The sequence below is a fragment of the Acutalibacter sp. 1XD8-33 genome (assembly GCF_003612555.1).
In the GTDB taxonomy this organism is placed as follows: domain Bacteria; phylum Bacillota; class Clostridia; order Oscillospirales; family Acutalibacteraceae; genus Acutalibacter.
The window spans coordinates 233,427-256,469 of sequence record NZ_RAZF01000001.1 but is presented as its reverse complement, the minus strand read 5'-3'; the positions used below and the strand labels follow the sequence as shown (position 1 = coordinate 256,469).

At 60.4% G+C, this 23,043-nt stretch carries 17 protein-coding genes and 1 riboswitch; of the genes, 2 read left to right on the top strand and 15 right to left on the bottom strand.

The window, feature by feature from the left end:
• Positions 1-10 precede the first annotated feature (10 nt).
• The 14 genes from D7X94_RS01270 to D7X94_RS01205 form a co-directional block, all read right to left on the bottom strand.
• Positions 11-979, bottom strand: a complete 969-nt coding sequence (locus D7X94_RS01270) for a sensor histidine kinase (RefSeq protein WP_120425868.1) — start codon at positions 977-979, stop codon at positions 11-13.
• Positions 979-1,695, bottom strand: a complete 717-nt coding sequence (locus tag D7X94_RS01265) for a LytR/AlgR family response regulator transcription factor (RefSeq protein ID WP_120425867.1) — start codon at positions 1,693-1,695, stop codon at positions 979-981. Before D7X94_RS01265 ends, D7X94_RS01270 begins: the two co-directional genes overlap by 1 nt.
• Positions 1,696-1,792: 97 nt before the next feature.
• Positions 1,793-3,295, bottom strand: a complete 1,503-nt coding sequence (gene glpK / locus D7X94_RS01260) for a glycerol kinase GlpK (RefSeq protein ID WP_120425866.1) — start codon at positions 3,293-3,295, stop codon at positions 1,793-1,795.
• A gap of 12 nt (positions 3,296-3,307) precedes the next feature.
• Entirely contained in the window at positions 3,308-4,081 is a 774-nt protein-coding gene (locus D7X94_RS01255) for a sugar phosphate isomerase/epimerase family protein (protein ID WP_120425865.1), read from the bottom strand.
• Position 4,082: 1 nt separating this feature from the next.
• Positions 4,083-4,472, bottom strand: coding sequence for a cytidine deaminase family protein (locus D7X94_RS01250; protein WP_120425864.1), 390 nt, complete (start codon positions 4,470-4,472; stop codon positions 4,083-4,085).
• 4 nt (positions 4,473-4,476) lie between these two features.
• Positions 4,477-5,652 (bottom strand): LL-diaminopimelate aminotransferase, encoded by a 1,176-nt coding sequence (locus tag D7X94_RS01245; RefSeq protein ID WP_120425863.1) that lies wholly within the window; start codon positions 5,650-5,652, stop codon positions 4,477-4,479.
• 467 nt (positions 5,653-6,119) lie between these two features.
• A complete protein-coding gene (locus tag D7X94_RS01240) occupies positions 6,120-7,736 on the bottom strand; it encodes a CTP synthase (RefSeq protein ID WP_120425862.1) in 1,617 nt (538 codons plus the stop codon).
• Between the two features lie 182 nt (positions 7,737-7,918).
• Positions 7,919-8,767, bottom strand: coding sequence for a diaminopimelate epimerase (gene dapF / locus D7X94_RS01235; protein WP_120425861.1), 849 nt, complete (start codon positions 8,765-8,767; stop codon positions 7,919-7,921).
• A gap of 32 nt (positions 8,768-8,799) precedes the next feature.
• On the bottom strand, positions 8,800-9,015 hold the full coding sequence (locus D7X94_RS01230; RefSeq protein WP_120425860.1) for a DUF6199 family natural product biosynthesis protein: 216 nt from the start codon (positions 9,013-9,015) through the stop codon (positions 8,800-8,802).
• A gap of 479 nt (positions 9,016-9,494) precedes the next feature.
• Complete coding sequence (locus D7X94_RS01225) at positions 9,495-9,965, bottom strand: LURP-one-related/scramblase family protein (protein ID WP_120425859.1); 471 nt, start codon at positions 9,963-9,965, stop codon at positions 9,495-9,497.
• A 9-nt stretch (positions 9,966-9,974) separates the two neighbouring features.
• Complete coding sequence (locus tag D7X94_RS01220; protein ID WP_120425858.1) at positions 9,975-11,009, bottom strand: hypothetical protein; 1,035 nt, start codon at positions 11,007-11,009, stop codon at positions 9,975-9,977.
• A 557-nt stretch (positions 11,010-11,566) separates the two neighbouring features.
• Positions 11,567-15,649 carry a carbamoyl-phosphate synthase large subunit gene (gene carB / locus D7X94_RS01215; RefSeq protein ID WP_120425857.1) on the bottom strand — a complete coding sequence of 1,361 codons (4,083 nt, stop codon included), beginning with the start codon at positions 15,647-15,649 and terminating at the stop codon, positions 11,567-11,569.
• A 16-nt stretch (positions 15,650-15,665) separates the two neighbouring features.
• Complete coding sequence (locus D7X94_RS18280) at positions 15,666-16,643, bottom strand: GNAT family N-acetyltransferase (RefSeq protein WP_158590841.1); 978 nt, start codon at positions 16,641-16,643, stop codon at positions 15,666-15,668.
• Positions 16,644-16,673: 30 nt separating this feature from the next.
• Positions 16,674-17,744 (bottom strand): carbamoyl phosphate synthase small subunit, encoded by a 1,071-nt coding sequence (locus D7X94_RS01205; protein WP_120425856.1) that lies wholly within the window; start codon positions 17,742-17,744, stop codon positions 16,674-16,676.
• A 498-nt stretch (positions 17,745-18,242) separates the two neighbouring features.
• Between D7X94_RS01205 and D7X94_RS01200 the strand changes: the two genes are divergently transcribed.
• Together D7X94_RS01200 and D7X94_RS01195 are read left to right on the top strand one after the other, a co-directional pair.
• On the top strand, positions 18,243-20,354 hold the full coding sequence (locus D7X94_RS01200) for a glutamine synthetase III family protein (RefSeq protein ID WP_120425855.1): 2,112 nt from the start codon (positions 18,243-18,245) through the stop codon (positions 20,352-20,354).
• 150 nt (positions 20,355-20,504) lie between these two features.
• Positions 20,505-21,908 carry a GGDEF domain-containing protein gene (locus tag D7X94_RS01195; protein ID WP_120425854.1) on the top strand — a complete coding sequence of 468 codons (1,404 nt, stop codon included), beginning with the start codon at positions 20,505-20,507 and terminating at the stop codon, positions 21,906-21,908.
• A 48-nt stretch (positions 21,909-21,956) separates the two neighbouring features.
• Here D7X94_RS01195 and D7X94_RS01190 read toward each other — a convergent pair whose 3' ends face one another.
• Positions 21,957-22,589, bottom strand: a complete 633-nt coding sequence (locus D7X94_RS01190; protein WP_243111072.1) for an ECF transporter S component — start codon at positions 22,587-22,589, stop codon at positions 21,957-21,959.
• A 140-nt stretch (positions 22,590-22,729) separates the two neighbouring features.
• A riboswitch (FMN riboswitch) is annotated at positions 22,730-22,889 on the bottom strand.
• Between the last annotated feature and the right edge of the window lie 154 nt (positions 22,890-23,043).

Sequence of the window (23,043 nt, the reverse complement as noted above, 5' to 3'; positions counted from 1 at the left end):
GTGCCAATGTCTATTTCAGCATCACCACTGTATGGAAGAGCTTGGTCTCCGGGTCGTAATACTGGCGCAGAACGCCGCCGTACCGCCGCACCGTGTCCGCCACACTCTTCAAGCCCAGGCCGTGCTGCTCCCGGTCCGCCTTGCGGGACTGGAACCCCCGGTGGCTGTCCCCCTGGGGCGGGACGGCGCAGGAGTTCACCAGGGAGATCACCGCCGCGCCCCCCGGCCGGGTGTCCACCAGCAGCTCCAGATAGGGCCTCTCTCCCCCCTCCGCCGCTTCCACGGCGTTTTCCAGCAGATTCCCGAATAGGGCGGTCATGTCGCTGGGCCGAAGGAAATCCACAGACTGGTCCCGCACATCCGCTGAAAAGCCGATCCCCTTCTTCTCGCAGACCTCCCGATACCGGCACAGCACCACGTCCAGGGTCCGGTTTCCGCAGATGCGCACCTTGTTTTGCAGAGCGGGAGAGGCCTCCAGCTCCCGCACATATTGGGCAATCTCCTCCGCCGCGCCGTGGTCCGCCAGATCCCGGATGGCCTCCAGGTGCTTGCGGATGTCGTGGATCAGCACCCGCTGCCGGCCGTACTGCTCCTCCAGGGCGCTATAGTAACCGGCCTCGGCCCGGCGCTTCTGGCGGATCAGCTGGTGGGAGAGGTTCTCGCTATTCCGATACAGGTTATACTGATAGCCCCCAAAGATCAGAAGGTTGTCAAAAAACAGGATCAACACCCCGCCCAGCAGAATGGACCCCACGCTGACGGGCTGCTCCACAATGAACGCCGTATATGCCATAATCAGGAGGATAAACAGAGTAGTCAGGGAAAATCCGGTAAGGGTCAGCGCCGCCGGGCCGGGATCTTGAGAGACGCCCCCGGCTTTGGCCAGGCTCCCGCAGATTTTCCGGTAAAACCGATAGAGGCTCTTACCGCCCAGGGCCAGAAGCAGAAACCCCAGAAACAGGGAGATGGTTTCTTTCATTACCGCATCGCCTCCACATACAGAATATAGGCATTTTTGAAGCTCTGATACCGCCGCCGGGCCAGATAGGCCGGGTACTCCCTGCCGTCCGGGGCCAGAAGGGTGATCATCGTGGGAGAAAAAGACCGCACATATTTCATATTGATGATGAAACTGCGGTGGGTCTGATAAAAGCTGCCAATCTCCAACAATTTCTCCCAATACCGCATGGGCTGGGCGCATTCATAAATCCGGTCCACCACCCGAATCGTGACTCTGCGCCCCATGGCCTCCACCATGACGATCTCGTCGGCGTGCCGGGTGACGGACTCTCCCGCAGCCTCAATGAGAACCGGTTTTGTATCCACGCTGAGCTGGTACAGGGCATCCTTCAGGTTTCGGAACAAGCGGTCCTTGTCCAGGGGCTTGGAGAGATACCGGAACACATGGAACTTCATGGCCTCGTCCAGGTAGTCCACATAGGAGGTGACGATGAAGATCTTTGCATAGGGGTTCTGCTCCTGGAGGCGGGCCCCCAGCTGGATGCCGCTCATGCCCGGCATCTCCACATCCAGAAAGGCGATCTCCAGCCGTTCCTCCCGGGCCAGCAGCTCCTCCCCGCTGGTATAGGCGGCGTATTCCGGCTGGTTCAGTCCATTCCGGGAAAAATACTCCCGCAGGTATTCCTCCAACTGGACCAGGACCACCGGGTCGTCGTCGCAGAACACAATGCGCACGGTCTCTTCCTCCTTTGGGTTGATTTGTTTTGGGACACGGGCCCCTCACCAGCCCAACAGGAAAGAGAGGCGGCCGGGAAGCCGTCTCTCTTTTGCGTCAGGTCTGGGGGCTTTCCCAGCCCATGCTCTTCTCCACCGCCCTGTGCCACCGGGCGATGTCCCGCTCCCGGCGCTCTGGGGAGTAGCCGGGCCCGAAGGCCTGATCCTCCCGCCACAGGGCCGAGAGCTCCTTCTGGTCCCGCCACAGGCCCACGGTGAGCCCCGCCATCATGGCCGAGCCCAGAGCGGTGGTCTCCAGGCAGGCCGGGCGGCGCACCGTGCGGTCCAGCACGTCCGCCTGATACTGCATCAGGAACCGGCTGCGGGAGGCCCCGCCGTCCACCCGGAGCTCCACCATGGCCGCCTGAGCCTCCGCCTCCATGGCCTTTACCAGATCGTAGCTCTCCAGGGCGATGCTCTCCAGCACCGCCCGGCAGAGATGGGCCCGCCGGGTCCCCCGGGTGATCCCCAGCAGCGCCCCCCTGGCGTACATGTCCCAGTAGGGGGCCCCCAGGCCCGTAAAGGCCGGGACAAAGCTCACCCCGCCGGTATCCTCCACCGTCTCGGCCAGGGCGTCCGCCTCCTGGGGCGTTTTGATGATCTCCAGCTCGTCCCGCAGCCACTGGATGGCCGAGCCCGCGTTGAAGGCGCTGCCCTCCAGGGCGTACACGGTTTTGCCGTTCAGCTTCCAGGCCACGGTGGCCAGCAGCTTCTGGGAGCGCACGGGCTGGTCCCCGGTGTTCATCAGCACGAAGCAGCCGGTGCCGTAGGTGTTCTTCGCCATGCCTTTTTCAAAGCAGCACTGGCCGAACAGCGCCGCGTGCTGGTCCCCGGCCATGGCCGCGATGGGGATCTCCCGGCCCAGCACATCCCCGCCGCACATGCCCACCACCTGTCCGCTCTCCACGATCTCCGGCAGGGCGCTCTCGGGAATCCCCAGCTCCTTGAGCAGCGTGGGGTCCCAACGCTGGATGCGCAGGTCCATGAGCATGGTCCGGGAGGCGTTGGACACGTCCGTCACAAAGGCCCGGCCCTCGGTGAGGGAATAGCAGAGCCAGCAGTCGATGGTGCCCAGGCGCAGGCGGCCTTTTTTCGCCAGCTCCCGGGCGGCGGGCACGTGGTCCAAAATCCACTTCATCTTGGTGCCGGAGAAATAGGGGTCGATGAGCAGCCCGGTAGTCTCTTTTATGTAGTCCCCCATGCCCAGGGCGGCCAGCTCCTCGCACTGGGGGGCCGTGCGACGGCACTGCCACACAATGGCGTTGCAGATGGGGATGCCCGTGTCCGCGTCCCAGGCCACGGTGGTCTCCCGCTGGTTTGTGATGCTGATGGCCGCGATGTCCCCGGCGGTCACCCCGGCGCTCTGCACCGCCTGGCGCATGGCGTAGAGGGTAGTCTGGAGGATCTGCACCGCGTCGTGCTCCACATAGCCCGGCTGGGGATAGATCTGCCGGAACTCCTTCTGCCCCATGCCGGCCACGCCCCCCAGGGCGTCGAAGAGCACCGCCCGGGAGCTGGTGGTGCCCTGGTCGATAGAGAGGATGTACTTGCCCACTGTCATAGCTTTCACCTGCTACTTTCCAAATCTCAGCGTTTCCAGTTCTTTCCCTTTCTCACAGGCCCGGCGGAGAAATTCCTCCAGGCCCAGGCTCTCGTACCCCCAGTTCATGGGCTCCAGGGAGGTGGGGCCGGAATAGCCCGCGGCGGCGATCTTCCCCATCACCCCCGGCCAGTCAATCCGGCCGTCAAAGGGCAGCTGGTGCTGGCCCCTCTCCCCGCCGTTGTCGTGGAGGTGCAGGGCCATCAGCCGGTTCCCGTATTGTTCCAGGAGGTCGGGGGCCTCCGGGTCGTTGGCGTGGTGGCAGCTGTCATAGCAGAACCCTGCCCGCTCGCTGGGAATCTCTCTGAGGGCCCGGGCCAGATTCCTCGTGTTGAAGATATTTTCAAAGGCGACCCGTACCCCCAGCCGCTCCGCCAGCTCTACGATTCCCTTGAGCCGGTCCATGCCAAGGCCGCTGAGGGGGAACCGGTCCTTGGGCAGATGGACCACCACCACCGGGACCTGATACTGGGCGCAGTCCCTGACGCAGCCCAGATGGCATTCCAGCAGGGCCTCCCCCGCCTGATTGTCCAGGGAGAGGTCGTCCTGCCCCCGCACCGGCGCGTGGAGATTTTCCACCATCAGCCCGGCCTTCCGGGCCCGGTCCACATCCTGGCGGTATCCGGGGCCCCGGCCAAAGCCGTCGCTCCACCAGAGCATCACGCCCTCAAAGCCCGCCTCTTTGATGAGCCGGTAGCGGTCCTGCCAGTCCCATTCATAGCCAAAGGCGTTGTAGATGCAGAGCATATCAGATCCACCACTCGGGGGTCAGCTCAGCCAGGGTGACGGACCGCTGGCCCTCCCAGTCCATGAGCACCTGGATGTCCCCGTAGCTGTCCGGCATGAGCTGGGCCATCAGCTCTCGGCACGCGCCGCAGGGGGCCCCCACCCTGCCGTCCGGCATGATAGCCAGAATCCGCCTGATCTCCTGCTCGCCATTGGTAATCATATGGAAGATGGCGTTTCGCTCGGCGCAGATGCCCAGGCTGGCGCAGGTATCAATGCACACCCCGGTGTAAATCTTCCCGGAGGCCGACAGGATCGCGGCGGCAACTCCCCCCGCCTCCACATAGTCCGATATCCTTCTGTCATTCTGCACGGCCTTTGCGGCCTGATACATTTTCCGCCATGTCTCCATGCGTTTACCCCCTCTTGATCCGCTCCATAGCCTCCTTGGTCTTCTCCGTGTCCCCGAAGGCGGAGAGCCGCATGCAGCCCCCGCCGTTTTTGCCGAAGCCCTCGCCGGGGGTGCCCACGATCTCCTTCTCGTTCAAGAGGTAGTCGAAGTACTCCCAGCCGCTTTTGCCCTCCGGGCACTGGAACCACACATAGGGGGAGTTCTCCCCGCCGGTGAACCACAGCCCCATGTCCCGCATGGCCTGCACCATCACCTGGGCGTTGCCCTTGTAGTAGGCCACGGCCTCCTGGGTCTGGCGGATGCCCTCCGGGCTGAACACGGCCTCCGCCGCCCGCTGGGTCACGTAGTTCACGCCGTTGAACTTGCTGCCCTGGCGGCGCTCCCACAGCTTGGCCACGGACACGCCCTCAAAGGCCAGCTCCTTCTTGATCACCGTGTAGCCGCAGCGCATCCCGGTAAAGCCCGCCGTCTTGGAGAGGGAGCAGAACTCGATGGCGCAGCGCTCCGCACCGGGAATCTCGAAAATGCTTCTGGGCAGGCCGGGGGACACGAAGCTCTCGTAGGCCGCGTCGAACAGGATGACCGCCTCCCGCTCCAGGGCGTAGTCCACCCAGGCCTGCAACTGGTCCCGGTTATACACCGCGCCAGTGGGGTTGTTGGGGGAGCAGATATAGACGATGTCTGCAGACTGGCCGGCCTCTGGCATAGGCAGGAAGCCGTTTTCCATGTTGGCGTCCGCGTAGGCGATCTTCCGCCCGGCCATCACATTGGTATCCACATACACCGGGTACACCGGATCCGGCACCAGAATGGTGTTGGCATTGTCGAAGATGTCCACAATGTTGCCCACGTCGCTCTTGGCGCCGTCTCCCACAAAGACCTCCCCGGGCTCCACGCTTACCCCCAGGCTCTGGTAGTACCCGGCGATGGCCTCCCGCAGGAAGGGGTAGCCGGAACTGTCCGGGGAGTAGCCCCGGAAGGTCTCCTTTTTTGCCATCTCGTCTGTGGCTTTGTGCATGGCCTGGATGACCACGGGGGCCAGGGGCAGGGTCACGTCGCCGATGCCCATGCGGATCAGGTTGTTCTCCGGGTGGGCGGCGGTGTACTCGTTCACCTTCTTCGCGATGGTGACGAAGAGATAGCTCTGCTCCAGATTCTGGAAATTGCCGTTGAGTTTCATTGGTATCATCCTTTCAGTCGGTTCTTGCGAGAAAATATTATAGTAATGGAAGGCCTTCGGCACACCGCGCCAAGTGAGGCGAAATGAGCAGGCTGGGTTTCGCGGTGGTGTCAAAAAGATAGACGCTCGCGCCGCTCGGTCTATCTTTCCGTTTTGCTTCGTAAAACTCTGCCAAGCTGGGTGCGGGCGCTCTCAGCTGGCCAGGGGCCTGTCTCACCTGCCGATTCGGTCGGTTCGCGGCGTTGTCTGCAATACTTGGCTTTGCCAAGTATCCGGCAGAACGCTCACCCCACACCCGCGCCAGCTTAAGACTGGCTGGACCGGTCGGTGTTGTTCCGTAAGACGTTCACGACGAGCAAAGCGAGGAGTGGGTAAAAGTTTCGTCAACCTTTTCAAAGGTTGCGGGGAACGGGGGGGGGGGGCAGAGCCCCCGGCCACCGGAGGCCAAAACGTGCCATTCCCGGTTCTCAGCCGTTCTTCTCCTCGGCGTACTGCACCGCCGCGCCCACAAAGCCCTTGAAGAGGGGATGGGCCCGGTTGGGCCGGGACTTGAACTCCGGGTGGAACTGTCCCGCCACGAAGAACCGCCTCTCTGGCAGCTCCACTGTCTCCACAATGCGCCCGTCCGGAGAGGTCCCGCTGATCTTCATGCCATGCTCTTCCACCGTCTCTCGATAGTCGTTGTTGAACTCATACCGGTGCCGGTGGCGCTCCTGGATCAGCTCCTGGCCGTAGCACTCCGCCATTCTGGTGCCGGGGACGATCTGGCAGGGATAGCTGCCCAGGCGCAGGGTGCCCCCCTTGTTGATGTCCTTGTTCTGGTCGGGCATAAAGTCAATGACCTTGTGCAGGCCGTACTCGTCAAACTCGCCGGAATTGGCGTCCCCGATGCCGCAGACGTTCCGGCAGAACTCAATCACCGCCACCTGCATTCCCAGGCAGATGCCCAGATAGGGGATATCCCGCTCTCTGGCGAACCGGGCCGCCAGCACCATGCCCTCGATGCCCCGGCTGCCGAAGCCCCCGGGAATGATGATGCCGTGGCAGTCCCCCAGGCGGGTCTGGATGTTCTCCTCGTCCAGATTTTCAGAATCCACCCAGTCGATCTCAACCTTGGCGCCGTGGTCATACCCGGCATGGCGCAAGGCCTCCATCACAGAGAGGTAAGCGTCATGGAGCTTCACATATTTGCCCACCAGGGCAATACGCACCATTTTCTTTCGGCTCCTGATCTTGTCCACCATCTCCAGCCATTCGGTCATATCCGGCTCAGGAGTGCTGAGAGCCAGCTCCCGGCAGACGATGTCCGAGAACCTGCTCTTTTCCAGCATGATGGGCGCCTCGTAAAGTACGGGAATGGTCAGGTTTTCAATGACGCAGTCTGGGCGCACATTACAGAACAGGGCGATTTTCTGGAAGATACTAGGGTCGTCGATAGGCACATCCGTGCGCAGAACAATAATGTCCGGCTTGATGCCCATGCTCTGCAGCTCTTTCACCGAGTGCTGGGTGGGCTTGGATTTGTGTTCGCCGGAGCTCTTGAGATAGGGCACCAGGGTCACATGGATAAACAGGGAGTTCCCCGGCCCCACCTCCTGGCTCACCTGGCGGATGGCCTCCAGGAATGGCTGGCTCTCAATATCGCCCGCCGTGCCACCGATCTCCGTGATGACAATGTCCGCGTTGCTTTTGCTTCCCACGCTGTAGATAAAACTCTTGATCTCTGTGGTGATGTGGGGAATCACCTGGATGGTCTCCCCCAGATACTCCCCCCGGCGCTCCTTGTTCAGCACGTTCCAGTAGACCTTGCCGGTGGTCAGGTTGGAGAACTTGTTCAGGTCCTCGTCGATGAACCGCTCGTAATGGCCCAGGTCCAGGTCCGTCTCCAGGCCGTCCTCCGTGACGTAGACCTCCCCGTGCTGGTAGGGGCTCATGGTGCCCGGGTCCACATTGATGTAGGGGTCCAGCTTCTGGGCCGCCACCTTCAGCCCCCTGGATTTCAGCAGCCGCCCCAAAGACGCCGCCGTGATGCCCTTGCCCAGGCCGGAGACCACTCCGCCTGTGACGAAAATATACTTTGCCATTTTTTATCTCCCTCAAAATTTTTGTCCTGCCGGTATGCTGCTATGGGTACGGCGCCGTGGCCCACCCGCCCGGATTCGTCCCCCTCGGGGACGAATCGCCGCTGCCAGTACCGGGGGCCTCGCCCCCCGGCACTGGTCCGGCCGTTTGCGCGAAGCGCAAACGCGGGCGGGCTGGCGAGAGTCTACGCCTCCACCGCGCCGTCGAACACCCGCACCGCCTCGCCGGTCATGGTCACCCGCTCCGGCGTGTAGTTGATCACAAGGTCCCCGCCCCGCAGCTTCACGGTGATGTCCTCCCCGACCCAGCAGAAGCCGTTCAGGCAGGCCGCCACCGCCGCCGCGCAGGCCCCGGTGCCGCAGGCCATGGTCTCGCCGCTGCCCCGCTCCCACACCCGCATGGAGAGGGTATGGCTGTCCAGCACCTGGATAAACTCCGTGTTCACCCGGTCCGGGAACAGGGGGTCGTTCTCAAATTTCGGGCCCAGCTCCTCCAGGTCCAGCTCCATGGGATCGCCGCCGAACACCACGCAGTGGGGATTGCCCATGGACACGCAGGTGACAGCGTACTCGCCCCCAGCCACAGAGACCCGCCGGCCGATGACGCTCTCTCCCGGCAGGTTCACCGGGATCTTCCCCGGCTCCAGCTCCGCTTGGCCCATATCCACCGTCACCGCCCCGGCCTCGCCGTCTTGCTCAATAATATCACAATATTTCACGCCGCTCAACGTGTCTATTTCCAGATGCTTCTTGCGGCAGAGCCCGGTGTCATACAGGAACTTCGCCACGCACCGTATGCCGTTGCCGCACATCATCGCCTCGCTGCCGTCGGCGTTGAATATGCGCATCTTTCCGTCCGCCACATCCGAGGGGCAGACCAGAATGATCCCGTCGCCGCCCACCCCCTTGTGCCGGTCGGAAAGGCGTATGGAGAGGGCCTCCGGGTCCCCGATCTCCTGATGAAAGCAGTCGAAATAGACGTAGTCGTTGCCGCAGCCGTGCATTTTCGTAAACCGCAGTGTATGTCCGCTCATTCACAATCCTCCTGATTTTCTCCGTTCTTCCGTTACATGCCCCCAGAGGAGCAGCTCTGGAATATGCCGAATATGGCCACGCCGGTCATCAACACCCCCGACAGCCGGATCATCACCAGAGCGGCGGTGGAGGGCTCCCGGTCCGAGTCCTTGTAGCGCATCCGCTCCTCCAGCTCCCAGATGGCCTCCGGGGCAGCCAGAGAGACGATCCCGTAGATCACAAAGACGATCAGCAGCACAATAAACATGGCTTTCCTTCCCTTCTGCTGTAATCTTTTTTTGAGTGTTGTATGGCCTCCGGCGGCTGGGGGCTTCGCCCCCCGTCCCCCACCACCTTTGAAAAGGTGGACGAAACTTTTACCCTGGTTAGCTTGAAATGCTACAATTAACAACAGTGACCGGTCCAGCTGGTCTTAAGCTGGTCGTCGTGTGGGGGTGCTGGTCCCCTGTGGGGACCGTCAAGCACCGACCGAACCGGCAGGTGAGACCGAAACCCCACGACCTTGCCGCAGCCGCCAGTCTGTGGCGGCTGCGGCCACTCCGTATGACTCTACAAAACTTATCCTTTAGGTAGTGTCCTGGAGGTTTGGCATCCAGCCCACTCATTTCGCCCAGCTTCCCGCCTCTTTCGCCGGGACAAAAGTTTTTGCGGTATTTCATTTATGAAATCGCATCGCGGTTTTGCAAACCGCGAGCAAAAACTTGGAGAGTTGAAACGCCCCGCGTTTCAATCTCTTGAGCATTTCTCCGCGTCGATAGCCAGCACCAGCATCAGAACATAGATGGCGTCATCCGGAAAGGCCGTGTCGATCACATAGGTATCCATCCAGTTCCAGATTTCCTTGGAGACTGTGGCGATCAGGTCCCCCTGGGGCCCCAACACCTGATAGTCCCACTCCATCCAGTTCCCCTCCACCTGCCAGCCGTTGCACTCGATGTTGTACCGGGGCTTGAAAAAGGTGAACTCCTTGCTGATGCAGCCGATGTACTGGCTCCCCAGGTACAGCTCAAACTTGGGCATCCAGGTGAGCACCCGCTCCTTCACCGTGCCCACCTCCCGGCCGTAGGGGTCGAAGATCTTCAGGCAGTGCCCCCAGCTGAGCTGGCCCTTCACGGTGTAGGCCGTGCTGCCGTCCTCATAGTAGATGTCGTAGCTGTCCAGCCAGGAAAAAAATCTCTGCTTAAATAGTAATTTCATATCGCGCTCCTATGGTTTTTCTGGTTCGCTTTTCACGCCTCCGACCTCCTGCCGCTCTTTCTGCCGCTCCTCCCGCAGGGGGGCCAGGTCCCGCTTTTCCAGCAGGTCCTCGTGGCAGCTCCAGAAGGCCTCCAGGCTGTGCCCGGGAATCTGGGCGAAGCACCAGCGCCCCTCCCGCCGCCACCGCAGCCGCACCTGAAGGGGAAGCTCCCCCGGGCCCGGCTCCGTCACGGCCATCTCAAAGCCCGGATGCTCCTCCACCGGCTGGAACTCCGGGGGCTGGTACTCCCCGGCGGGCTCCCATTCCGGAGTAGGCTCCGGAGTAGGTGTGGGGGCTTGGCTTCCCCCCTGGGCATCCTCCCCATAAGGGCCCCAGCCTGCCCCCGAGAGCTCGCCCTCTTCTCCCCGCCGCAGGTCCCAGGCGTCCGGCATCCAGTAGATGTCCATAGCAGGCGGCTCTTCCAGCTCCAAGGCGCCGACATATAGGGTGTACTCCCGGACCAGGGTCTCCCAGCTATCCCAGGGCCAGGACTTCATGGTTCCGATCTCCAGCTCCTCCCGGCTCAGGCCGTATTTCTCCGCCAGCTCTCCCAAGTCCTCCTGACCGGAGAACGCGAACTCCAGCACGCCTTTCCGGCACATGGCGTCCGCCCGCTCCGCGCCAGGGGCCAGCCGCCCCAGAGCTTCCGGGTTGGCGTACCAAACCCAGTCCAGGTCCGTGGACACGGCCAGATCCTGGGCCAGCCCGTTCTCGTCGGAGTAGGCCGGGCTAGACTCCAGCAGGTAGTTGTCCCCGTACCAAGAGGAATCCTCACTCTCGCCGGGGGCTTCGTGGCTGGCGGACTGGCTCTCCGGGGAGGATTCCGGCTCGCTGGCGGCCCCGCTCCCGTCCTCGGAGGACGCCCCGTTCCCAGGGCCCGCCGCCTCCGGCTGGAAATCGTCGGGCCCGCAGGCCGCAAGGCCCAGCGTCAGCCAAAGCGCCAGCAGGAAGCATCCCAGTCTGTTGTTTTTTACCGTTTTTCCGGTTTCTGTGGTCTTTTTCATGGTTTCTCGCTCCTTTTCTAAGAATGAAATGGTTCTACCAGTATAGTCGCAAAAAACCACACGATATTGGCTTTCTCCAGGACTAGGGGACTTTTTTCTCTTTCAAAAAAGTCCCCTCTTGACGCTTCGTGTCAATTCACCTTCAAAAAATGCGCTTCTCAGGTGTTAAGGTCAAGGGATAAGACCTTGAGGGCTGCGCGAGTCTCGCCTGCCGGCTCGGTCGGTTCACGGAGTGTCCGCCCCCGGCGGACGCTCACCCCTCAAACTCCCCGCCAGCTGTAAACTTGGCTTTGCCAAGTTTTGACCAGCTGGACCGGTCAATGTTGTTCCGCAAGACGTTCACGACGAGCAAAGCGAGGAGTGGGTAAAATGTTTCGTAGACTTCGTTCTACGAAGTCTTACCTTTCTCAAAGGTGGCAGGGGTTTGGGGGCGCTGATCCCCGGTGGGGACCGTCAAGCGCCGACCGAGCCGGGGAAGATTGCCGGTGGCAATCGTTCTGACCCGACCGAGTCGGCAGACGAGACCAGGCGAGACCAGCGTCCCCAAGGTCTTGGTCTTAGACCTCCACCACGCCGTCGTAGACCTTCACGGCCTCGCCGGTCATCAGCACCCGCTCGTCGGTATAATTGATCTTCAGCTCGCCGCCCTTGAGGATCACCCGGATATCCCGGCCCTTCTCGCAGTAGCCGTTGAGCACCGCCGCCACAGCCGCCGCGCAGGTCCCGGTGCCGCAGGCCATGGTCTCGCCGCTGCCCCGCTCCCAAATCCTGGCCTTCAGGGTGTGGCTGTCGATCACCTCCACAAAGCCCACATTCACCAGCTCCGGGAACAGGGGGTCGTGCTCGAACACCGGCCCCAGCTTCTCCACGTCCGCCTTGTCCACAGAGGGCACGAACACCGTCACGTGGGGGTTGCCCATGGAGCAGCAGGTAATCTCGTACCGCTCCCCGGCAATCTCCACCCGGCGGCCTACCACCGGGCCTCCGGAGAGCTTCACCGGCACCTTTTCCGGCTGAAGCTCCGCCTTGCCCATATTCACCGCCACCTGATGGCACAGGCCGTTCTTGGTGATCACCGTGCACTCCTTCACGCCGCTTCTGGTGTCGATGTGGAGCACGCTGCGGCCCACGCCGGCCAGGGTTCCCTTGGCGATGCCGTTATCATAGAGGTACTTTGCCACACAGCGGATACCGTTTCCGCACATCATGCCCTCGCTGCCGTCCCGGTTGAACATGGTCATCCGGGCGTCGGCAACCTCCGAAGGCTCGATGAGGATCACCCCGTCGCTGCCCACGCCGTTGTGCCGGTCGGAGAGGCTCACCGCCAGAGATTCCGGCGAGGCCACCCGGTTCTGGGGGTCGAAGCAGTTCACGTAGATATAGTCGTTGGAGCAGGCGGACATCTTGGTGAAGCGGATCTTCTGCTTCTCCGCCTTCAGGTCGTTGATATCTACAATCTCCGTGTTCTCCGGGGTGTAGCGGCTCATGAGGGAATCGGCCAGGGCGTTGGCCGTGTCGATGGCCGTCAGGCAGGGAATGCCCAGGAGGCTGGCCTTGCGGCGGATCTTCACGCTGTCCCGGGCGGGGTTGCGGCCCTTGGCCGAGGTGGAGATCACGTAGTTCACCTGCCCGCTCTCCAGGAGGGTGATGGTGTTGTGGCCGGAGTTCTCGTGGATCTTGTCCACCACCGTCACGTTCAGCCCGGCTTTGAACAGCAGCAGGGCCGTGCCGCCGGTGGCGAAGAGCTTAAAGCCCAGGCGCTCGAATTTCTTGGCGATCTCCGCGATCTCCGGCTTGTCCTGGTCCCGCACGGTGATGAATACCCCGCCGCCCTTCTTCATCTGGTGGCCGCTGGCGATGAGCCCCTTGTAAAGGGCCTCCTCCAGGCAGTTGCCGATGCCCAGCACCTCGCCGGTGGACTTCATCTCCGGGCCCAGGTGGGTGTCCACGTCCGCCAGCTTCTCAAAGGAGAACACCGGCACCTTCACCGCCACATAGGGGGAGGGTTTGTAGAGCCCGGTGCCATAGCCCAGGTCTCGGAGCTTGTAGCCCAGGCTGCACTTGGTGGCCAGATCGCACATAGGCACGCCGGTGACCTTGCTGATATAGGGCACGGTGCGGCTGGCCCGGGGGTTCACCTCGATCACGTAGATCTCCCGGTCCATGATAATATATTGGAGGTTGATGAGCCCGATGCCGTGGAGCTCCCGGCAGAGGGTCTCCGTGGTGGAGACGATCTTCTGGCTCATACCGTCGTCAATGTCGGAGGCGGGGTACACGGCGATGCTGTCCCCGGAGTGGATGCCCGTGCGCTCCACATGCTCCATGATGCCGGGGATCAGGATGTCCTCCCCGTCGCAGATGGCGTCCACCTCGATCTCCATGCCGGAGAGGTATTTGTCGATGAGCACCGGGTTGTCCTGCTTGGTGGAGAGGATGATCTCCATATACTCCTCAATGTCCTCCGCGCAGGTGGCGATGATCATGTTCTGGCCGCCCAGCACATAAGAAGGCCGCATGAGCACGGGATATCCCAGCTTTTCCGCCGCCTCCAGGGCCTCCGCCGCCGTCATCACCGTGGAGCCCTTGGGCCGCTTGATGCCCGCCCGCTCCAGAAGCTCGTCGAAGCGCTCCCGGTCCTCCGCCATGTCGATGGTGTCCGCCGAGGAGCCCAGGATGGGGATCTTGTTCTCCGCCAGGGTCTTGGTGAGCTTGATGGCCGTCTGCCCGCCGAAGGCAACCACCACTCCAATGGGCTTCTCGATGGCGATAATATCCATCACGTCCTCCGGGGAGAGGGGCTCGAAGTAGAGCCGGTCGCCGGTGTCGAAGTCTGTGGACACGGTCTCCGGGTTGTTGTTGATGATCACCACTTGATAGCCCAGCTGCTGCAAAGACATGACGCAGTGGACGCTGGCATAGTCGAACTCGATGCCTTGACCGATGCGGATGGGCCCGGAGCCCAGCACAATGATGGTTTTCTTATCCCCCTTGTCCTTGATGAACTCCAGGGCCTCGTCCTCCCCGCCGCTCTCCTCGGTGTCATAGGTGGCGTAGAAGTAGGGGGTATGGGCGGCGAACTCCCCGGCGCAGGTGTCCACCATCTTGAAGGTGGTTTTCCGGGGGAATTTCACCTCGCAGCCGGAGAGCCGGGCGATGATCCGGTCCGGATAGCCCAGCCGCTTGCCCTCGGTGTAGAGCTCCTGGGTCAGGACGCCTTTTGCCAGCTCCCGCTCGTAGTCCAGCAGCACCAGGAGCTTCGAGAGAAACCACCGGTCGATCATGGTCAGCGCATAGAGGCTGTCCACGGAATGGCCCCGCTTCAAGAGCTCGTACACGGCGAAGATCCGCTCGTCGGTGGCGTGCTCCGCGATGTGCAGGAGGGTCTCCTCGCTCTCCCCGGCGAACTTGGGCAGGTTCAGGGTGTCCAGGCCGATCTCCGCCCCCCGCACGGCCTTCATCAGGGCCATCTCAAAGGTGTCGGCAATGCTCATCACCTCACCGGTGGCCTTCATCTGGGTGCCCAGATCCCGCTTGGCATATACGAATTTATCGAAGGGCCACTTGGGGAACTTCACCGCCACATAGTCGATGGTGGGCTCGAAGGCGGCGTAGGTGACCCCGGTGACGGCGTTTTTGATCTCGTCCAGCCGGTAGCCGATGGCGATTTTCGTGGCTACCTTGGCAATGGGGTAGCCCGTGGCCTTGGAGGCCAGGGCGGAGGACCGGCTCACCCGGGGGTTCACCTCAATGACGGCGTACTCGAAGCTGGTGGGATGCAGGGCGAACTGGCAGTTGCAGCCCCCTTCCACCCCCAGCTCGTTCACAATGTCCAGGGCGGCGGTGCGCAGCATCTGATACTCCTTGTCGGAGAGGGTGACCGTGGGGGCGATGACGATGGAGTCGCCGGTGTGCACGCCCACAGGGTCCAGGTTCTCCATGGAGCAGATGGTGATGGCGTTGCCATCCCCGTCCCGCATGACCTCAAATTCGATCTCCTTCCACCCGGCGATGCTCTTCTCCACCAGCACCTGGGTGATGGGGGACAGGGCCAGGCCGTTGGCGGTGATCTCCCGCAGCTCCTGGGGGTTGTTGACGATGCCGCCGCCGGTGCCGCCCAAAGTGAAGGCCGGGCGGATGATCACCGGGTAGCCGATCTCCCCGGCGAAGTCCTCCGCGCCCTCCACGGTGGTGACCACCTTGCTGGGCACGCAGGGCTGGCCGATGCGCTCCATGGCGTCCTTGAAGAGCTGCCGGTCCTCGGCCTTGTCGATGGTCTCGGGGCCCGCCCCCAGCAGGCGCACGTTGTGCTTTTTCAGAAAACCCTCCCGGGCCAGCTGCATGGAGAGGGTCAGGCCGGTCTGGCCGCCGAAGCCGGAGAGGATGCTGTCCGGCTTCTCCTTCTCGATGATGCGCTTCACAGTGGTCAGGGTCAGGGGCTCGATGTAGATCCGGTCGGCCATGGCCTGGTCGGTCATGATGGTGGCCGGGTTGGAGTTTACCAGCACGATCTCGATGCCGTCCTCCCGGAGAGCCCGGCAGGCCTGGGTGCCCGCGTAGTCAAACTCCGCCGCCTGTCCGATCACAATGGGCCCGGAACCGATCACCAGTACTTTTTTTATGTCTTGATTCAGTGGCATAGTATCCTCCTCTTTTTTACAGCGTCTTTTCCCGTTTATTGCCTATATAGGGCCCGTCCACGCACTGTCCCCCGCGCAGGCGGAAGCCCTTTTTCTCGTAATATTCGTTCAGGGGGGCGTTGTTCACAGCGCAGTCCAGCCGCAGGGCCGCCAGGCCCTGTTCCCTTGCCAAGTCCGCAGCGTGGTCCAGCAGCCGACCTCCTGCGCCCTGGTCCGCCAAGGACGACACAAAATTGTGCACATACAAGGCCTGGGCCGTGGTGCTGTCCTCCCAGCGGTCATCCTCCCGCAGAAGCACCGCCGCGCTGGCAATGGTCCCGTCCCCCCGCCGCAGCAGGTATAGCCGGCCAGCCTCCGCCTTCTCCCGATAGTACTCCTCCGGGTAGGCCTCCTGGTAGCTGTTGACATTCCATTGGCAAATGCCCGCCCGATCCATCCAGGCCACGCGCTCCTGTATCAGGGCCATTACCCCAGGGGCGTCCTGGGGGCTTCCCCGCATAAAATGATACTCCATCCTGTCCCTTTCCCGGCCCGGAGCCGCGTACAGGTCCTGCCACACAGCCCCAGAGGGCGTGTCGTACGCCATGGGCACAAGGCCCTCTTCTCGCAAAGCGCAGCGGATCAGCGCCTTGGTCAGCCCAGGCACGTCCTCCCTGGAGAGGGCCTCGTCCACATCCATCCAGACCACTAGATCGTTCTCGTCGTGGTCCGAGACCGCCTCGCCGGACACATACTCCGCCGAAAACGCCGCATACCAGTCCTTCTCCCCGAAGCGCACCGCCAGGAGCTTTCCGGGCTCCACCAGGACCCCGGTCTCCTCCAGAAATTCCCGCTTCACCGCGTCCCGGGGAGACTCTCCCCGCTCCAGATACCCGCCGGGGACGATGAGCAGGCCCTTGCCCCCGCCGTAGGTGTGCCGGGCCAGCAGGACTCTGCCCTCCCGGATGACGATTCCGGTCACCGACCGGCTCCAGTCTGTTGAGGCTTCCGCCATAGAGAAGCCGCCTCCTTCCCAAAAGAAAACTCAGTCCATCATGGCGAAGAACTCGTCGAAAAGATACTCCGTATCCAGGGGGCCTCCGCAGGCCTCGGGATGGAACTGGGTGGTAAAAGCCGGGCAGTCCGTGTAGCGCACCCCCTCGCAGGTGCCATCGTTCACGTTGCGGTACAGCTCCCGGCCCCAGCTGGGATCAATGCTCTCCCCCACCACCGCGTAGCCGTGGTTCTGGCTGGTGATGTATACCCGCCCGGTCTCCAGGTTCTTCACTGGCTGGTTCTCCCCCCGGTGGCCGTATTTCAGCTTCTCGGTCCGGCACCCGTGGGCCAGGGCCAGCAGCTGGTGCCCCAGACAGATGCCGAACATGGGCTTCCCCAGGTCCTGGATCTCCCGCAGGTCGGCGATGAGCTCCACGTTCTCCGCCGGGTCGCCAGGGCCGTTTGACAGCATGATGCCGTCCACGCCCATGGCTGCGATCTCCTCCGCCCGGGTATCGCAGGGGCAGACCGTCACCCGGGCGCCGCGCTTGGCCAGCTCCCCGGCAATGTTCCTCTTTGTACCGTAATCCATCAGGGCGATGCGCTTGCCCGTGTTCTCCGCCCCCACCAGGTATTTTTCCTTGGTGGAGACTGCCCGCACCGCGCCTTTCTGCGTCCGACAGGCCCGAAGGGCTTCCAGGTCCACGCCCGCCGGGTCGTCCGCAATAGCGCCGTTCATTACGCCCTTTTCCCGGATGATTTTGGTAAGGGTGCGGGTATCGATACCCTCCAGGGCAATCAGGCCCTTTTCTTTAAAAAAGGCGTCAAGGCTGCCCTCTGAACGAAAGTTAGAAGGAGCTTGGCACCAATGCTTAACTATATACCCCCCGGGGCCTATCATACCGCTTTCAAAATCAGACGGTATCACGCCGTAATTGCCGATAAGCGGAAATGTCTGCACCACAATCTGTCCCCAATAACTAGGGTCGGTCAGGGTTTCCAGATAGCCCGTCATGCCGGTGGTAAACACCACCTCGGCGGTAAGCTCGCCATCCGCGCCGAAGCGTCTGCCCTGAAACACTCTGCCGTTTTCTAATACTAAATAAGCCGTTTTCCCCATATGCAACACTTTCCTTTCCGTTTTGCCTCTTCCTGTTCAATCTTATATTGTACAGGAAACAGCGCCAGAGCGCAAGAGGAAAATTTCATTTTCCCATCAATCTCCGTTTTTTTCGTGCTAAGCCCATAAGGCCGACTGCCTTTTCATCCTCGCGCCCGTTCTTTACAGCGTTTAAAACATTACAGCCATGTTCCTTCACAGCGTCCGCTTTTATAAAGAATTACCGCTTTATAATCTGGGCCGTAAAAGGCTCTCTAACTCCCAGAACAAAGCCCGCTCAAAATTCTGATAAGATTTTCCCTCCAATTTCCCAGCGTATTGGGCAATCTCCGCAAAATCCAAAGAAATACCCATGGCCCGTTGACAAATCTCCTCCGGCGGACTAAAATAGAGTCATAAGCAGGGCGCTGAACGGGGGGGAACCTTTCAGCGCCTTTCTCCTTATAATGGTAGTAGCTTAGTAACTACAAAATGAATCTGCGGAAAGAGGGGTTATTGATGGGAAACTGTGAAAACCGCAAATCTGTGCCAGAGCTTTTTGGCAGCGCCGTCTTTAACGACGATGTAATGATGGAGCGTCTGCCAAAAGATGTGTACAAGTCTCTGCGCAAGACCATCGACGAAGGCAAGGAACTGGACTTAAACGTAGCCAACGCCGTGGCCTCTGCCATGAAGGACTGGGCTGTGGAGTTGGGGGCCACCCACTATACCCACTGGTTCCAGCCGCTGAATGGCATCACCGCTGAAAAGCACGACAGCTTTATCTCCCCCACCAGCGACGGTCGGGTAATCATGCAGTTCTCCGGCAAAGAGCTGATTAAAGGTGAACCCGACGCCTCCTCCTTCCCCTCCGGCGGACTGCGCGCCACCTTTGAGGCCCGAGGCTACACTGCCTGGGACCCTACCTCGTATGCTTTTGTGAAAGGCAACTCCCTGTACATACCCACGGCATTCTGCTCCTATAGCGGCGAGATCCTTGATAAGAAAACGCCTTTACTCCGGTCTATGGAGGCCCTGAGCACCCAGGCAGTCCGGATGCTGCGGCTGTTTGGAGATGAAAAGACCCAGCAGGTCATCACTACCGTGGGGCCAGAGCAGGAATACTTCCTGATCGACAAGGAGCTTTACAATCGCCGCAAGGATTTGATCTTTACAGGCCGCACCCTTTTCGGGGCAAAAGCCCCCAAAGGTCAGGAGCTGGACGACCACTACTATGGGGCCATTAAGCCCCGGGTGGCGGAATTCATGCGGGACCTGGACCGGGAGCTGTGGAAGTTGGGCGTGCTGGCCAAAACCAAGCACAACGAGGTTGCCCCCGCCCAGCATGAGCTGGCCCCGATTTTCAGCACCACGAACATCGCCACCGACCACAATCAGCTCACCATGGAAATGATGAAAACTGTGGCCGGACGCCACGGGTTGGTCTGTCTGCTCCACGAGAAGCCCTTTGCCGGAGTAAACGGCAGCGGCAAACATAACAACTGGTCCCTTTCCACCGACTCCGGCAAAAACCTTTTGGACCCCGGCAAGCGCCCCTGGGAAAACCTCCCCTTCCTGCTGATTCTCGCGGCGGTTATCAAGGGTGTAGACGAATATCAGGACCTGCTGCGGATTTCCGTGGCTTCCGCCGGCAACGACCACCGCCTGGGCGGCCACGAGGCCCCGCCCACCATCATCTCCATCTTCCTGGGGGATGAGCTCACCGCCGTGCTGGAGGCCATTGAAAATAGCCGGCCCTATCAGAGCACGGAGGAGAAAAAGCTGGAAACCGGCGTGCGGGTGTTGCCCGATTTTAATAAGGATACCACCGACCGGAACCGTACCTCCCCCTTTGCCTTTACCGGCAACAAATTTGAGTTCCGCTCTCTGGGCTCAGCGATTTCCATCGCCTGCCCCAACATTATGCTGAATACCATCGTAGCCGAAGAGCTGCGGCAGTTTACCGGAGAGCTGGAAGGAGCGGCGGACCTGCCCGCCGCGGTTGCCGCTCTGGTCCGCCAGGTGGTGCTGAAGCATAAGCGCATTATCTTCAACGGCGACGGCTACTCGGAGGAATGGGTCCAGGAGGCCCAGCGCCGGGGGCTTCTGAACCTGCGCACCACAGTGGACGCTCTGCCCCGATATCTGGACCAGAAAAACGTGGAGCTCTTCGCCCGGCACAGGGTCTATACCGAGGCCGAGATGGAAGCCCGCTATGAGACGATCATGGAAGAGTACGTTAAAACGCTGAATATTGAAAGCCTTACGATGGGCGGCATGGTGCGTCAGGAAATTTTGCCAGCGGTAAGCAGCTATATTGCCTCCCTGGCGGAGGCTGTGGGCGCCAAACGCGCCATCCTGGCAGGTCTGCCCTGTGTGGCTGAAACCGCTCTGATAGAGAAACTCTCCGCCCTGCTGGACAAAGCCTATGGCCAAGTGGAAGAACTCCTCCTGATGGTAGAGGATCCGAAAACTCAGAGCCAAAATATCCTTACCGCCGCCACCCATTACCGGGACGAGGTGATTCCCGCCATGAACCGTCTGCGGGCTACCATTGATGAAATGGAACAGAATGTTTCCAGCAAGTATTGGCCTTATCCCAGTTATGCAGATCTCATGTACAGTACCTGAATTTATTCTCTTACACGATATCTAGAAAATTTTGCAAAAAGGGCTATCCAAATCCGCCGGAATCGGTTATAATTTGGGTAGTCCTTTTCGCTTCCAACAAGAGGACAGAAAAAAATCAAACAGTTCAGCCCCTTTAGGAGGATGCTGCAAATGGAAAAGACCCCCGCCAGAAAAAAAGCCCATGTAAAAGGCATAAAGGTGCGTACTGTAAACTTCATTATGATTTTCCTTTCTTGTCTGCTGTATACTATGCTGTTGGCCGTCACGTATCGAGCTTCTCAAAACTATCAGGCTATGGTAACGGCCACCAATCTGTACATACAGTGTCAGGAAAACGCCTCCATGCTCTCTGAGGCCTCCGACTACCTTACCGACCAGGCCAGGATGTTCGCCGTTACCATGGATCCCGCACATATGGAAAACTATTTTGAGGAGGTCCATGTAACCCGCCGCCGGAAGCGCGCCCTGATCAGCCTTACCGATCAGGCCAGCTCGGAAGCCTTGGAATACATGGAAAAAGCCTTGGAAAATTCCAACCGCCTGATGGAACAGGAAATCTATTCCATGCGCCTGGTGGCCGAGGCTCAGAGTATGGACCCTGCCTCTCTTCCCCAGGAAGTGGCCGATACCCAGATCTTTCCCGGCCATCAGCGCCTTTCCCCGGAAGAACAGCTGGAGGCCGCCCGGGAAAAGGTGTTTGGCTCAGAATATCAGGCAAAAAAGCAGTTGATTACCAGCAATATCAGCTACTTTCTCAGCGACGTCATGGCCTCCACCCAGCAGGGCCAGCAGTCCAGCATGGACGATCTCGCCCGCTCCATGGCCATGGAGCGCATTCTCTTCAGTATTCTCTTTTTGATGAACATCTCCATCTTCCTCATGATTATCCTTTTAATTGTCAAACCCCTGCAAATCTATGTAAACTGCATTAAAAAAGAAAAGCGCATGGAGATCACCGGAGCCTATGAGTTCAAATATCTGGCCCTGACCTATAACGATATCTACGAGATCAACGCCGCCAACGAGATCCTCCTGCGCCATCAGGCTGAGCACGACTCTTTAACCGGCCTGATCAACCGGGGAGCCTTTGAACATGTCCGGCAGGTACTCAAGGTCAAGAGCCAGGCTCTCGCGCTGCTTATCATTGATGTGGACAAATTCAAACTGATCAACGATGGCTATGGCCATGAAACAGGCGATCTGGTATTGAAAAAAGTGGCCCGGCTTCTGGAAGAGAGCTTCCGTTCCACAGACTATCCCGCCAGAATCGGCGGTGATGAATTCGCTGTGATCTTGCCGGACATTGACTGCAAACACCAGCCTATGGTAGAAGCCAAAATACGCTCTATCAACGATACGCTGCTCGCGCCCACAGACGGCGCCCCTCCGGTTTCCCTCAGCGTTGGCGGCGCTTTTTCAAGCTGCGGCTTCTCCGACAGTCTCTACGCCCAGGCTGACGCCGCCCTCTACGCAGCCAAGGAGAACGGCCGGTGCGGCTGCCGCTTTTATGAAGAAGGGATCCCGACGCCCGCTGAAAAAGCCTCGAAAGAATAGAACTGACGGAAAACCGGGCCCTCTCTTCTGGAGAAGGCCCGGCTCGTCTTACTTGCCTTTGATGACAGGGGAGATCCGTTTATAGATCAAGAATGTAACCACAACGCTCAAAAGCCCCTTTACAAAGGTAAACGGTACGTTAAACCAGATCAGGGCGTCCAGAAGGCTGTTCACGTTGGGATTGATGGCCTGATACGCCTGAATAATCGCTTCCTTTGGCAGAAAATTAAAGTAGACCGGGTAGATGATAAAGTAGTTCACCGGCAGACTCAGCGCCGCCATGGCCACGGCCCCGGCCAGTGCTCCAATCAGCGCGCCCACACGATCTTTCTTCATCCGGTACACCAACCCTGCCGGCAGCACGAAAGCCGCGCCTAAAAGGAAGTTGCTCAGCTCCCCCACGCCACCGGTAGAGGTAGCCAGCAGATGCACCAGGTTCTTAATCAAGCACACCGCCACGCCGCTCAAAGGACCCATACTGAACGCCGCGATCAGCGCCGGAAGCTCCGAGACGTCCAGCTGAATAAAGCTGGGCATAAACGGCACATGGAATCCGACAAAATACAGCGCTGCGGCCACCGCGCCCAGCACCGCCGTCACCGCTAATTTTCTTATGTTGACGCGTCCGCTCCTTCCTTCCAACGTTTTTGCTTGCTGTGCCATGTTGCTTCTGTTCTCCATTGTCTACACCCTTTCAGATTCATTTCTGCAAAGAGGTCCTATGAGTCGATCTGCGACTCCAACAGAAAAATCCCCCGGACGCGTCAAACGCCTGGGGGATTTACGGCAAGATTCAGCGCCGGAAGCTGAAAAGCTCCCGCCGCGATCTTCTCTCATCCGGACTGCGAAACCCGCGCCAAGCGCGGCGTTTTCTCACCGTCGGTACCGGAATTTCACCAGTTCAGCGAAACACGGGTTCCCCCGCTCCGCTCGCAGACTATCACTGCCGGTCAGGAATTTCACCTTGCCCCGAAGACCTTTTGCTGGTATTATTATATTGTATCGGCGGAAAAATGTCAATACCCCCAAAGACGCGGGGAGTGTCCAAAACGCGTGTTTTTTGAAGTAGTAGGGGCCTCCATGCGCATAGAAACGCGCATTCCAGCAAGGTCGTGGAGCTCTGCTCCACACCTCG